Annotated in this window: 12 protein-coding genes and 1 pseudogene; 4 read left to right on the forward strand and 9 right to left on the reverse strand. The window is 38.2% G+C overall.

Annotated elements, in window-relative coordinates:
• Nucleotides 1-290: pseudogene (locus AC1DND_RS04105) on the forward strand (hypothetical protein); the annotation flags it as partial.
• A 145-nt stretch (nt 291-435) separates the two neighbouring features.
• Here AC1DND_RS04105 and AC1DND_RS04110 read toward each other — a convergent pair.
• From AC1DND_RS04110 to mdh, 9 genes are all read right to left on the reverse strand, one after another.
• Nucleotides 436-1,362 (reverse strand): bestrophin family protein, encoded by a 927-nt coding sequence (locus AC1DND_RS04110; protein ID WP_057932456.1) that lies wholly within the window; start codon nt 1,360-1,362, stop codon nt 436-438.
• A 24-nt stretch (nt 1,363-1,386) separates the two neighbouring features.
• Nucleotides 1,387-1,884, reverse strand: a complete 498-nt coding sequence (locus AC1DND_RS04115) for a hypothetical protein (protein ID WP_477579341.1) — start codon at nt 1,882-1,884, stop codon at nt 1,387-1,389.
• Between the two features lie 224 nt (nt 1,885-2,108).
• A complete protein-coding gene (locus tag AC1DND_RS04120) occupies nt 2,109-3,461 on the reverse strand; it encodes an ATP-binding protein (RefSeq protein WP_477579343.1) in 1,353 nt (450 codons plus the stop codon).
• Nucleotides 3,462-4,139, reverse strand: coding sequence for a response regulator transcription factor (locus AC1DND_RS04125; RefSeq protein WP_477579345.1), 678 nt, complete (start codon nt 4,137-4,139; stop codon nt 3,462-3,464).
• A 352-nt stretch (nt 4,140-4,491) separates the two neighbouring features.
• The gene (locus tag AC1DND_RS04130) at nt 4,492-5,025 is read right to left on the reverse strand and encodes an SRPBCC family protein (protein ID WP_477579347.1); all 534 of its coding nucleotides are present in this window, start codon (nt 5,023-5,025) and stop codon (nt 4,492-4,494) included.
• Between the two features lie 63 nt (nt 5,026-5,088).
• Nucleotides 5,089-5,484, reverse strand: a complete 396-nt coding sequence (locus AC1DND_RS04135; protein WP_477579349.1) for a group III truncated hemoglobin — start codon at nt 5,482-5,484, stop codon at nt 5,089-5,091.
• Nucleotides 5,465-5,908 (reverse strand): hypothetical protein, encoded by a 444-nt coding sequence (locus tag AC1DND_RS04140; protein ID WP_477579351.1) that lies wholly within the window; start codon nt 5,906-5,908, stop codon nt 5,465-5,467. The genes AC1DND_RS04135 and AC1DND_RS04140 overlap by 20 nt, the downstream gene beginning before the upstream one ends.
• Nucleotides 5,909-5,972: 64 nt before the next feature.
• Complete coding sequence (locus tag AC1DND_RS04145; RefSeq protein ID WP_477579353.1) at nt 5,973-6,398, reverse strand: aspartyl protease family protein; 426 nt, start codon at nt 6,396-6,398, stop codon at nt 5,973-5,975.
• Between the two features lie 256 nt (nt 6,399-6,654).
• The gene (mdh, locus tag AC1DND_RS04150) at nt 6,655-7,593 is read right to left on the reverse strand and encodes a malate dehydrogenase (protein ID WP_057932519.1); all 939 of its coding nucleotides are present in this window, start codon (nt 7,591-7,593) and stop codon (nt 6,655-6,657) included.
• A 95-nt stretch (nt 7,594-7,688) separates the two neighbouring features.
• Between mdh and AC1DND_RS04155 the strand changes: the two genes are divergently transcribed.
• From AC1DND_RS04155 to trxA, 3 genes are all read left to right on the forward strand, one after another.
• Nucleotides 7,689-7,874, forward strand: coding sequence for a hypothetical protein (locus AC1DND_RS04155; protein WP_477579355.1), 186 nt, complete (start codon nt 7,689-7,691; stop codon nt 7,872-7,874).
• 719 nt (nt 7,875-8,593) lie between these two features.
• Nucleotides 8,594-13,027: a DNA polymerase III subunit alpha gene (dnaE, locus tag AC1DND_RS04160; RefSeq protein ID WP_477579357.1), complete on the forward strand. Its 4,434-nt coding sequence runs from the start codon at nt 8,594-8,596 to the stop codon at nt 13,025-13,027.
• A 155-nt stretch (nt 13,028-13,182) separates the two neighbouring features.
• Entirely contained in the window at nt 13,183-13,503 is a 321-nt protein-coding gene (trxA, locus tag AC1DND_RS04165; protein ID WP_029275428.1) for a thioredoxin, read from the forward strand.
• Nucleotides 13,504-13,704: the final 201 nt, after the last annotated feature.

Genomic DNA, 13,704 nt, shown 5'->3' on the forward strand with positions numbered 1-13,704 from the left:
GCCCCGGACATATTTCTACCATTGTTAATGCCAATGGAACTCATTCAACTGTGGTAAATAACGGGAATATGGCAACAATAGTTAATCCGGATGGCACGCACTCAACGGTGATCAAAAACGGCAACACATCTACTATTGTTAATCCAAACGGTTCACATTCTACTGTGATCAATAATGGGAGTACATCTGTTATTGTAAATCCTAACGCAACACATTCTACTGTAATTAATAATGGAAGCACATCAATAATTGTTAATCCAGATGGAACACACACTGTAGTCGTAAATTAATTTAGCAATATAAAAACAAAGCCATTCTGTTTACGAATGGCTTTGTATTACTATAAACCTTTCAAAATGACTGTGCTATCCAGTACAAGTACATTTTGATTAACTAACCATCTCAATGGATGAGATTATTTTATGGCAATGATTATTACAGAATGTAATATGACCCTACAGGTGCCAGTTCGGTTTGAGGTTTGTCCTCGTATATTTTATTGTCATCCAGCATTTGGCACAAATCTCTTTCGATAGTTCGGCAAATTGTTGTTGTCGGGGTATCTGTAGGTTTATTTTCAAAAGGATCCTGAAGATGCACCGCCATTTTTTCTACTAATAGGAAGAAGGCAGCTATGGCAACCACTAATGGAACTTCCATGTAACCAAAGTATTCAATTAAGCCAAAAGGCAGTAACACGATGAATAGATGGATAGACATGTTAATATATTTGCTATAAGTAACCGGAAAAACGGTGTTTTTTATTCTTTCCGATCCGCCCATGTGGTTGCATAAAGCTGTAATGGTTTTATCGATTTCTATTTGCTGATATTTATTGATCCAGCCTTCTTGCAATGCCTTTTTTAAGTCCATGGCGTGTAACTCCAATATTGTTGTAGTTACATTTTTACGTTTTTTAATAAAAGCGATTTCCTCTGCACACAGGTATTCTTCCAAACCTTTGCGTGGGTTAAAACCTCTTAGCGATTGACTTAAGGCATAACACCAGGCAATCTGCCTTTTTATAAAACGTTCTTTAAATGCCTCAACCTCATCTAAACCATAAGGATTTTCTACAAAAGATAATATCTGGCGCGACAGGGTTCTAGAATCGTTAACAATAGCACCCCAAAGAATTCTGGCTTCCCACCATCTATCGTAAGCCTGGTTAGACCGGAACGCCAATAGAAGTGAAATGATTGTTCCCAGCAGCGCTGGTACAGCTACAGGAATGGAAATGCGTGTAACATGAAAGTTTTCATACAATACCACAATACCTATAGAGTAGCCAATAACAAACAGGAGTTCTTTTTTGATCTTTCCGAATATATAAGTGAGCGGAATATTATTTCGTAACAGCATAGTATAAAGTTTAAAATGTGATAATTAAGCGTTTGCTTCTTGCAACTGTGTTTCGTATATTTTTGTGTCAATTAAATTTTCACTGGCATGAACAGTTAATGTATTTAATTGAATTACTTCGCAGCCTGCACGTTCTGTTAATATTTTAGGGTCGATGCTATACTTGTTGATCGGCGTAAAATTGTATTCTTTCAAGTAGGCAATGCGCTCTACATCAAAAGCTTCGATAAAGTTTTTGAAAGCGGCTACTGTACTTCCGTAAAAATATTCGATTCCAATGGCATTGATCTGACTAGGGTATTTTGCCTTGGCCTGATTTATCTGCTGATAAAATTCGTCGCTAACATTTTCGTAATCGCGGCTGCGGCGACTCAACATTAACATATCGGTTATAGAATCCGATAATTTAAAGGCATGTACAAAAATGATGTTTAAGGTTTCATTTTTTTGATGTTGAATAAGTGCATCAATAATTTTAATGCTTTCTAATTTAAAGTCGGTTGGTACTAATACTGTTTTCATTGCTATATCTTGTTTAAATGAATTGAAAAATTATTTATACAAGTTTAGCGTGATGTTATTATAGCGAAATAAGAGTAAGATTAGAATGAGATTAGAGTGTACTCCCTTTTGGAGTGGCTGTAAGTTTGGTTAACTGTATAAACTGGTTAATCGGTTAATTGTACCATTAGACTAGTAACAGTTAACCAGTTTTAACGATTTAAACAATTAACCATTAAAACGAACTAACTTTTCGTCGGCAATAAAACCTTAATCTCAGTACCAACCCCTTCCTGCGATTTAATAGCAATACTACCTCGGTGTAAACGGATAATATTCAATGAAAGCGGTAAGCCAACGCCATATCCCTTAAAATCATTGGTATTAGATGCACGATAAAAGGGTTCGAATATATGCTGTATATCTGTTTGCGGTATTCCGATTCCCCTATCTGTTACAGCAATTGAGAGCATATTAGCATTGCTTTCGATACTAATGCTTACCAGATTCTCATTTGAGTATTTACAGGCATTGTTTACAATATTGCTGATGGCAAGCTTAATCAGGTTTTTGTTTACCCGCAGGGTTAGTAATTCTTCATCATCAGGGAGTTTGGTAAAGTCGATTTCTATTTTACTGTTGGGATGTACCTGGTTAACTGATTCTTTAATTTCCCATAACAATTCGTCCATCCGTACCTCTTCCCAGGGTTGGTTTTTTCCATTAAATCCAGATTGTGCCAGACCCAGTAAACTGGTTAAGATATGCTCTAATCTTTCTGCCTCGTCTTTAATTTTAGATAAAGCTTTGTGTTGTTTAGGGTTATCTTCAACGGTTTTCATCGCTAGTTCAACCTCGCCACTAATAATAGTTAAAGGTGTTCTTAATTCATGCGAAGCATTGCTGATAAAGTTATTTTGTGTTTCGAAAGCCGTTTCTAAACGGTTAAGCATATTGTTAAAGGTTTGGGCCAACTGCGACATTTCATCGTTGCCTTCTTTTACATCCAGTCTTAAGTGCAAATTTTCTGCTTTTATCTTTTTTACGCTCTTAATTATATTTCTTAAGGGCATTAACATGTAATTAGAAAATTTCCAGCCAACTACAAAAGATAAAACAACAGAAAGAAAAAAGCCAATAATCAGGATTCTTTGCAGGTCTTTTAGCTCCCGAAAGCCGAAAGGATCATTTGCAGAAACAATCACTATATATCCTTTATGTGGATTTTTAAAGATTTTTCCAGCGTAAAAGTGATTCTCAACACGATAGCGTGCTACATATCCGGCATTTATGCGGTTATAAAAACTAGCTGGTAGCTCTCGGTCCAATTTATTGGTTGGTTTTCCAGCTTCAATGATATACTCTTTTTCTGAAGGCAGGCGCTCAAGGTATTGGTTACGCATTTTAGCGTAAACCTTATTGTTTTCGTCTTCGTACAATTTAATCTGGGCAGCAATATTAACCCTGGCCTCTAAACGTTTATAAAAATCTTCAAAGGCGAAGTCGTTAGAAAAATACCAAACAAAACCACTTAATAAGGAGATAATAATTGCCGATAAAATGGCGAAAAGTAAAGTGATTTTCTTGGCTATCTCCATTTATTTTTCTTTTAATATGTAACCCAAGCCTACCACAGTGTGAATGAGTTTCTGATCGGAATTTTTATCTATTTTTTTGCGAAGATAATTAACATAAACATCAACCACATTGGTGCCAAGGTTAAAGTCGATGTCCCAAACGTTTTCTAAAATGTCTATCCGCGATAAAATTTTTGATTTGTTTTTGGCCATATACTCGATCAGGCGATATTCTGTTGCCGTAAGTATAATTTCCTGTTGGTTTCGTTTTACCGTTTTTGCACTTAAATTAATCTGGAGGTCTGCTATGGTAATAATCTGATCTTGCGAAACCACACCATGATATCGCCTCAATAGCATTCTGATCCTGGCAAAAAGTTCAGCAAATTTAAATGGCTTTATTAAATAATCATCTGCACCATTATCCAGTCCGTTTACTACATTTTCTGTAGTACCCAAAGCCGTAAGCATAATAATGGGCGTATTTGGTTTTTGTTCTTTAATGATTTTACAGAGTTCCAAACCATTTACTCCAGGTAGCATAATATCGAGAATAATCAGATCAAACTGATTTTCTATAGCCATCTGTTTCCCGATTAAACCATCAGGAGCTATACTCACGGTAAATCCCTCATCGGTTAAACCTCTCGAAATTACAGATACAACGCTCGGTTCATCTTCTACAAGTAATAAATTCATTTTGCTGGCAAGTAATCTAAAAAATAGGGAATTACAAAATATTAATGACCGGTTAGCTGATTTTTAATGCTTTTTTAACGCAGAGCCGACACAATTGTTTGAATTATCGGAAATTGAATCATAAAAAAGCCTCTCAAATGAGAGGCCAGTTATGTTTTAACCACAGGGCGAATGGAGGAAAGCCACAGAGTCCGCGAAGGTTTTTCTTGCGCTTTAGGCTTTGGACTTCTATCTTTAAAAGATTTGCTTCGCATAGCTGTCGGGTTCTTCACTGCGCCCAGAATGATAACATTCCGTGCTTTCTGTGTCTCCATGGCAAATCCTTCGACTCCGCTCAGGATGACACAACGCTTTAATTTCCTTTCTCCGATTTTTCCTTTAAAGACTTTAATCCGTCTTCGAAATCTTTGCCAATCATATTGTCCATAAACAAACAAAACCATTTATTTATTATTCCTTTGCTTTCACCACTCATGGTCCAGGTTACTTTATTTCCATTAGTTTCTTTTTCAATATCGAAACGGGTATCGGCAACACTTTCMATAGGTTTGATGAATTTCAATTCCATATCAACCATTTTATTGATTTCAACCGTATTGATTTTCATTTGTCCATTACCACTTTTTTCTCCATTCCATTGGTACAGGTGGCCAGGTTGAGCGATATTTCCTGTAATGGTTACTTTAGCTTGTGGGTCCATTTTAGACCACGCGTTCCATTTATAAAATTCATTATAATCGGCAATGTTTTTATAGATTACACTATCTGGAGCATTAATTGTTATTGTCCGATTAACAGAGTAGCTTTTTGGTAAAAAAAAACTACCTCCAATAATGATTATTGCCAATACGACGATAATGCCAAGTAAGATTTTGAGGAATTTCATAATTTGATTTAGTTTGGTTAACTAAATTTATAAAGAAACCAGCTTAAATCAAAGTAAAATTCACTAAACAATTTTGATCTTCGATTGAGGCGAATTTATTTTAAAATGCATTAAATCGGCAATAGATTGTGCTTTTTGTTTAATCAGATCTGCATTTTCTCCTACAAAAAGATCGTCGACGGTTTGGAAAAAGAGGTTTTTCCAGGTTTCAAATGCTTCAGTTTGCAGGGGTGCTTGTTCATTCAAAGCAAAATGGGTAAGCATGGGGTTGCCTTTGTAAATTGCTTTTCCGAAAAGTATGCTTTCCCAGAAATCGTACATTTTTGGCAAATGGTGCGACCAGTCTACTTTTGCAACATCGGTAAATATTGGACCTATCTGTTTGTTAAGCGCAACATTTTTATAAAACGTATCCACTAAAAGGATAATACCTTCTCTATTATGAATATCTTTTTTCATGGTGAAGTGATTTTAAACTTACAAAACCCAGAACAATTAACGATAGGAATTTGATGATGTCGGCAATAATGTACACAATATGATGATAACTTTTAGCTGGTGCGTTGCCTGCCAAAACCAGTTTTGCCCTCTCATCAAGTATTGGTAATAGCCAAAAAGTATCTGCCATTAAAAGAATGGTAACAGAGAAAAGTAAAATACTGTGAAAGTTTTTTAAAGGTGCGGGTAGGGAGCAGGCTAAAATAATAATCAGCAATACGATCTCTATTTTATTGAGGGCCTGAAAAACCAATTGGCCTATACCTAAGCCTAGTGGAATTGTAATTCCTGGGGCCTGGAATTTTAATGGAGCTTCTAAAAAACTAATTCCACCGATTAAACCTGCCCAGAAAATGACACAAAAGATTGTGATTAACTTTTTCATCAGGTTCAAATATCATTTAAAATAGTTTAATAAAAATGATTAACGTCATAAAGTAAAATTACATTTATTTATAAAGCCTAAGGATCATCTTTTTGTAATCAATAACGGCCTTATATTCCATTAATATATCTCCGCCAATAATACTCATAATAGGTGGGTGACCAAACTGTTGGTAGGTTTCGCTAACCGATTGCAGGTCGAAAGCCACGGTTTCGTAGTTTTTGATCTTTAACGATCCGATTTTTAGCTCAGGAATTGTAGCCTGGATAGTTGTGGTGGTGGTAAAAAGGGTGGCTGCATTAATTTCTTCTGATACCTGAAGGGGTTCTGAGAGGTGCTGCTCAATCAACGATTTATCGAACACACTTCGCGAGGCACCGGTATCTAAAACAGCAAAATGTTTTTCCTTAAAAACAACAACTTCCACCAAAAGATGAAAACCGTCGTCTTGTAAATTTATCAGTTTTAGCGGGATTGAAATTGATTTCATTGTTTATTTATGTCTACTGCCCTTCGACTACGCTCAGGGTGACAATTATTTAAGTGTAAAAAATGCCACGACCGGCTAGCTATTCAGGTAGTGGAGTACGAAATACACGGAAGTAAAAGAACGGTCGTCATTCTCGCGCAGGCGGGAATCTTAAAGCCTATTGCATTAAGATTCCCAATCGAGTTGGGAATGACGCACCGAGGAAACCCATTTAGTAATTTAATACTTTCGTTAAAGATTTATCTTCAGAATGGTATTAAACCAACTTCATTTCTGCCAGTACATTATTCATGTTCCTTACGGCATCGGCACTTTTGTTAAATGCCGCCTGCTCATCTTCGGTTAATTTAAAATCGATGATTTTTTCCCAGCCATTACGACCAATAATTACGGGCACACCTAAACATATATCTTCCTGTCCGTATTCTCCTTCAAGAGAAACGCAGCAGGTAAACAGTTTTTTCTCATCACGTAAAATCGCTTCAACCAATGCAGCACCTGCAGCACCTGGTGCATACCAGGCCGAAGTGCCGATTAAGCCTGTTAAAGTAGCGCCACCAACCATGGTGTCGGCTGCAACTTTATCAAGGGTGGCTTTGTCCAATAAATTACTAACCGGTAAACTTTGGTATGTAGCTAGGCGAGTTAAAGGAATCATGGTAGTATCACCGTGGCCGCCAATTACAAAGCCCTGTAAATCGTTAGGGTTGCAATTTAAAGCTTGCGATAAATAAAATTTAAAACGGGAGCTATCTAACGTTCCACCCATGCCGATAATGCGGTTTTTAGGTAGGCCTAACGATTTTAAGGCTAAATAAGTCATCGTATCCATTGGGTTACTGATCACGATGAAGATGGCTTCTGGAGAGTATTTTAAAATATTTTCGGCAACACCTTTAACAATACCAGCATTAATGCCGATCAGTTCTTCTCGTGTCATCCCTGGTTTGCGGGGCAAGCCTGAGGTAATTACCACCACATCAGAACCAGCAGTTTTACTGTAATCGCCGGTTACGCCGGTAATTTTAGTGTCGAAACCCAAAAGGGTTGCGGTTTGCATCATGTCGATCGCTTTGCCTTCGGCAAAACCCTCTTTAATATCTAACAGGACAAGTTCGTTCGCTAATTCTTTGCGGGCAATATTATCTGCACAAGTGGCACCAACTGCGCCTGCGCCAACAACCGTTACTTTCATATATTTTATTTTAATGGTTTGCGTATCGTTAAATATTAATCGAAGGTAGAAATAAATATAAGGTTTAAAAATCCTTTTCAAAACTTTATAATTTGATGATGGTTTACTTAATATGTTCCAAAGCAGAAGCATTAAAGCAATTGGATTATCGAACTGGCCAATGCGATGATTATAGTTATGTAGCTGTAGGTCATCCTGATGAGAAATGCCTGTTTATTATGGTCTGCGAATCCAAAATGGAGGCAGATTTATTGGTGCATATTATAGAAATGTACAGGTAGAAAAGATATGATGTGATTGAATTGGTAAGTTAGGAACATTTTTAGCAGTTTTCAATTGGCGGTTTTCAGCTTAAGGCGATGCGATGATTTTTTGCCGTTATTTTAAGAGGTTGTATCATAAATATAGATTTGTCATCCTGAGCCTGTCGAAGGGCTTATTGAATATTCTTTAAGGTGTTTCGACAGGCTCTCCGTAGGAGTCCTTTGGACAACATGATAGCATGCGGCTAAATTGTCTTTATGATACAATATCCTCAAAAGTACTTTATTTACAATCGATCAACCAATATGTTTTAGTTTGGAAAGCAATTGCAGCAGCATTTATGTTAATTCAATCCCGCCCCCGCTTCTGCCGATGAAAAAAATCGGCATCTCGTTTTGGTCGGGTTTAGGTGGCAGCCATTCTGCTATGATCTTTGGTAAATAAACCCGATTGCAGTGGTAGCTGCCGGCTTCAGGCCGGCACTACAAACGGAAAGCGGGACTGAAAGTCCGATGAAAAACCGAAGCACTCATTTAAAAAAAATAAAAAGGTTAAAAAAGAACAAAATGATAATGAGTTCGGAATTAACACTTTAAAAAAACTTGTCAGGTTTTTAAATGCTGAGAGGTTTGATCGAGATATTTTTGTTGATAAAATCTGACAAAACCACCTGTCAAAATTCTTATTTTTGAAGAACCGTTATTATTCTAAAACGGTTAATTCTTTGCCGCACAATATGTACTTAATTTTTGATACTGAAACCACTGGTTTGCCACGTAATTATAATGCACCCATTACCGATACGGATAATTGGCCGCGTTGTATACAGATTGCATGGCAACTGCACGATGAGATGGGGAGATTGGTTGAACATCAGGATTATCTGGTTAAACCAGAGGGATTTAATATTCCGTACGATGCAGAACGGATCCATGGTATTTCTACCGAACTCGCTGCCGAACAAGGTATTGGTTTCGACGAAATGCTGGCCAAGTTTAACGAAGTTTTAGATAAAGCCAAGTTTATTGTAGGCCAGAATGTTGGTTTCGACGTAAACATTATGGGCTGTGAGTTTCACCGGTTTGGTGTAGCTAACCGTTTGGCCGAGATGCCTGTGTTGGATACCTGTACCGAAGTTACCGCCCAGCTTTTACAATTGCCTGGAGGTAGGGGCGGAAGGTTTAAACTGCCAACCTTAACCGAGTTACATTCTTATTTGTTTGGTGTTCCTTTTTACGAAGCCCACAACGCAACTGCCGATGTGGAAGCAACTACACGTTGTTTCTTGGAATTGGTAAAAAGAGAGGTTTTTAAAAAAGAAGAACTACAGGTTGATGTAGAATATTTTCCTCGTTTTAGAGAGATAAACCCGGCTACGATTGAAGGAGTTGGTTTAAAACACATCAATTTAAAGGCTGCGTCTGATGAAATCCGCAAGCGTTTACAAAAAGCTGAGGGTGGAGGGATTTCGAAACAGGAACTTGCTGGAAACAAACAGGAACTTGCTGCAGCAACCTTTGTACATTTACACAACCACACCCAGTTTTCTGTATTACAAAGTACCATCAGTATTCCCGATCTGGTAAAAGCTGCAGCAGCACAAAAAATGCCTGCAGTAGCCATGACCGATCATGCGAACATGATGGGGGCTTTCCATTTTGTGAATCATGTTTTAAATCATAACAAAGCGGCCGAAGCAAAAAATGCTGCTGCAATTGAGGCAGGCGAGCGCCCTACGGAAGTGGTAATGACACCGATTGTTGGGGTAGAATTTTTTGTTTGTAATAATCACTTAGACCGGACCGCAAAAGATAATGGTTACCAGATGGTGCTGTTGGCGAAGAATAAAAAAGGCTATCACAATTTAGCTAAAATGTCTTCTATCGCTTATACCAAGGGTTTTTATTACGTGCCCCGTATCGATAGGGAGGTAATTGAACAGTATAAAGATGATATTATTGTTTTATCGGGTAACCTATCCGGAGAGATCTCGAACAAAATTTTAAACATGGGCGAAACCCAGGCTGAAGAAGCGTTGATCTGGTGGAAGAACATGTTTGGCGATGATTTCTATGTGGAAGTAATGCGTCACAACCAAGAAGATGAAGACCGTGTAAACGAATCGTTAATTGCACTGGCAAGAAAGCATACTGTTAAATTGATAGCCACCAATAATACCTATTACATTAACAAGAAGGATGCAAATGCGCACGATATCTTGCTGTGTGTAAAAGATGGTGAAAAACAGGCAACGCCAATTGGCCGTGGTCGCGGTTACCGTTATGGCTTGCCCAATCAAGAATATTATTTCAAATCTGGTGATGAAATGAAATCGCTTTTTGCCGATTTGCCGGAGGCGATTGTAAATATTAAAGAAATTGTAGATAAGATCGAAATTTATAAACTTGCCCGTGAAGTACTCTTACCTAAATTCGATATTCCAGAAGAATTTTTAGTGGCGGAAGACGAGGCCGATGGAGGAAAACGTGGGGAAAATAAATTTTTGCGTCACCTTACTTACGAAGGAGCTAAAAAACGCTATGGCGTGTTAACCCCTGAGGTTATCGAACGTTTAGATTTCGAATTACAGACCATTGAAAAAACCGGTTATCCTGGTTATTTCCTAATTGTACAGGATTTTATTGCCGAAGCCCGCCGCAGGGATGTTTCGGTAGGCCCTGGCCGTGGTTCTGCTGCCGGATCGGTGGTGGCTTATTGTTTATGGATCACGAATATCGATCCCATTAAGTATGATCTCCTTTTTGAGCGTTTCTTAAATCCCGATCGTGTATCCATGCCCGATATTGATATCGATTTTGACGATGAGGGCCGTGGCCGTGTAATGGAATATGTAATTGGCAAATACGGTTCCAGCCAGGTTGCGCAGATTATCACTTATGGAACCATGGCCGCCAAATCTTCTATCCGTGATACAGCGAGAGTATTGGATCTGCCACTTTTTGAAGCAGATAAGATTGCCAAGCTGATCCCGAATATGAAGCTCGCAAAAATCTTCACGCTGGATGAGAAAACACTGAAAGAAGCTTTGCGCCCTGATGAATATGAACGCGTTGTTGAATTGAAAAACCTTGGCGCATTAAAAGATTTGAGTGCCGAAACCATACAACAGGCACAGATTTTAGAAGGCTCTTTACGGAACACTGGTATTCATGCCTGCGGGGTTATTATTACGCCAAGCGATATTACCAATTTCGTTCCCGTTTCTACTGCAAAAGATTCTGATTTATATGTTACCCAATTTGATAACTCGGTTGTAGAAAGTGCGGGTTTATTAAAGATGGACTTTTTGGGTTTAAAAACCCTTACCCTGATAAAGGATACCGTAAAACTGGTTAAAAAACGGTTTGGTATCGATCTTGATCCGGATAATTTTCCAATTGATGATGTATTAACCTATGAGCTTTTCCAGCGTGGTGAAACCATCGGGATTTTCCAGTACGAGAGTCCGGGCATGCAGAAATACATGAAGGAGCTTAAACCAACGGTTTTCGACGATTTAATTGCGATGAACGCACTATATCGCCCAGGCCCGATGGAGTATATTCCAAGTTTCGTTCGCCGTAAAAATGGCGAAGAAGAAATTAAGTACGATTTAGATGCCTGCGAAGAGTATTTGAAAGAAACCTATGGAATTACCGTTTATCAGGAGCAGGTAATGCTCTTATCGCAGAAACTGGCCGGATTTACCAAAGGTGAGGCCGACGTGCTGCGTAAGGCGATGGGTAAGAAACAGAAAGACGTTCTGGATAAAATGAAACCAAAGTTTGTGAAACAAGCGGCCGAGAAAGGCCATGATGCCACAACTTTAGAGAAAATATGGAAAGATTGGGAAGCATTTGCATCCTATGCTTTCAACAAATCGCACTCTACCTGTTATGCATGGATTGCCTATCAAACCGCATACTTAAAAGCACATTACCCTGCCGAATATATGGCTGCGGTACTGTCTAACAACATGAGTGATATTAAACAGGTAGCTTTCTTTATGGAAGAATGTCGCCAGATGAGTGTTACGGTATTAGGCCCCGATGTGAACGAATCCGACCTCAAATTCTCGGTAAATGCCAAAGGCGAAGTCCGCTTCGGTATGTCGGCAGTAAAAGGTGTAGGTGAAAAGGCAGTAGAAAGTATTATTGAAGAAAGATTGGCAAATGGACCTTATGGTAATGTGTACGATTTTGCCAAGCGTTCTAACACCCGCATTGTAAATAAAAAAGCTTACGAGAGTTTTGTGTACAGCGGTGCTTTCGATGCATTTGGTGGGCACAGGGCGCAGTATTTTTATATCGGCCCGAACGATAAAATGAATGGCATTGAAAAGATTATCAAATATGCCAACGATTTTCAGAACAATGAAAGTACGTCACAAGCTTCCTTATTCGGTGGCTCTAAAGCTGATCTTATTTTAGAACCAAGTTTGCCGGTTTCGCCAGAATGGGCATTAATGGACAGGTTAAAGTACGAGAAAGATGCTATTGGAATTTTCCTTTCTGGCCACCCTTTAGATAATTATAAACTCGAACTCGATAAATTCTGTACCCATGGCGTTAAACAGCTGAGCATCATCAACAAGGTGCGTATGGGCGACAATAATGAAGAGGTTTTGGCCGAATTCGAAAAGCTCAAAAACCGTGAGCTCTGCGTAGGCGGACTTGTGGTAACCGCATCACAACGGATTACCAAAACGGGTAAGCCATTTGGTACTTTTGTTTTTGAAGATTATGATGATGCAAGTGAAATGGCCTTGTTCGGAGAAGATTTTTTAAAATTTAAATCGTTTTTAACTGACGGATATTTCTTGCAGATTAGAGGCAGGGTTGGTGAACGTTTCGGTAAAGCTGGAGATTGGGAGTTTAAAATCACCGCAATTAACTTAATGTCTGAATTGAGAGATAAATTAGCTAAAAGTTTAACTATCCAGGTGCCGATTGAGCGGGTTAACGACCAGCTGATGCGCGAGATTGAAGCCATATTAGCAGACAATAAGGCAAACTCCGAGCAACAAAACTGCCAACTTAACTTCGCTATTTTTGATCGGGAAAAGGAGATTATGTTGGATATGCCATCCAAAAATCTTAAAATAAACCCAAACAATAAGTTTTTAGAACAATTACTCGGGCTTAATGTTGTAAATTACAAGTTAAACTAAGGTATAAGGCCTAAGGTTTAAGGTGGAAGGTTAAAGCGCCTAAACCTTATACCTTTCACCTTTAAGCCCTCTACCTCAAAATAATGTCAAATTGACACTACAGATGGGTTGGCATTACAATTGAATACATATATTTGAACATAAAAAAAATAATTATGGCATTAGAAATCACAGATGCAAACTTCGAGGAGCTTGTATTAAAATCAGATAAACCCGTATTAGTAGATTTTTGGGCAGAATGGTGTGGCCCTTGTCGCATGGTTGGTCCAGTAGTAGAAGAAATCGCTAAAGAATATGATGGAAAAGCGGTAGTTGGAAAAGTAAACGTTGATAACAACCCTCAAATTTCAATGCAGTTTGGTATCCGTAACATCCCGGCTTTATTATACTTTAAAGATGGTCAGGTTGTTGACAAACAAGTTGGTGCTGTTCCAAAATCAGTATTAGCAGAAAAATTAAACAAGCAATTAGCCTAGTTTAAGCTTAAAGCAGAAAAACCAAAGCCTAAAGGCTTGTAACATATTTAAAACCCAAGTTCATTTGATGGATTTGGGTTTTTTATTGCAAACTTATTTTTGTTTCTTTAATAAAAAACTAACAATCATGTCTATTAACCTATTTAACAATAAAACTTTAGGTATTTTATTGGCAGGTTTAGCCCTAAACTGTGCAAATAT

This window comes from Pedobacter sp. 01N416, assembly GCF_056399685.1.

Excerpts from the sequence above, each read along its gene's own strand:
- dnaE (WP_477579357.1), top strand. The coding sequence starts at position 8,594 with ATGTACTTAATTTTTGATACTGAAACCACTGGTTTGCCACGTAATTAT.
- AC1DND_RS04155 (WP_477579355.1), top strand. The coding sequence starts at position 7,689 with ATGATGGTTTACTTAATATGTTCCAAAGCAGAAGCATTAAAGCAATTG.
- AC1DND_RS04110 (WP_057932456.1), bottom strand. The coding sequence starts at position 1,362 with ATGCTGTTACGAAATAATATTCCGCTCACTTATATATTCGGAAAGATC.
- AC1DND_RS04145 (WP_477579353.1), bottom strand. The coding sequence starts at position 6,398 with ATGAAATCAATTTCAATCCCGCTAAAACTGATAAATTTACAAGACGAC.
- AC1DND_RS04120 (WP_477579343.1), bottom strand. The coding sequence starts at position 3,461 with ATGGAGATAGCCAAGAAAATCACTTTACTTTTCGCCATTTTATCGGCA.
- trxA (WP_029275428.1), top strand. The coding sequence starts at position 13,183 with ATGGCATTAGAAATCACAGATGCAAACTTCGAGGAGCTTGTATTAAAA.
- AC1DND_RS04140 (WP_477579351.1), bottom strand. The coding sequence starts at position 5,908 with ATGAAAAAGTTAATCACAATCTTTTGTGTCATTTTCTGGGCAGGTTTA.
- mdh (WP_057932519.1), bottom strand. The coding sequence starts at position 7,593 with ATGAAAGTAACGGTTGTTGGCGCAGGCGCAGTTGGTGCCACTTGTGCA.
- AC1DND_RS04135 (WP_477579349.1), bottom strand. The coding sequence starts at position 5,484 with ATGAAAAAAGATATTCATAATAGAGAAGGTATTATCCTTTTAGTGGAT.
- AC1DND_RS04115 (WP_477579341.1), bottom strand. The coding sequence starts at position 1,884 with ATGAAAACAGTATTAGTACCAACCGACTTTAAATTAGAAAGCATTAAA.
- AC1DND_RS04125 (WP_477579345.1), bottom strand. The coding sequence starts at position 4,139 with ATGAATTTATTACTTGTAGAAGATGAACCGAGCGTTGTATCTGTAATT.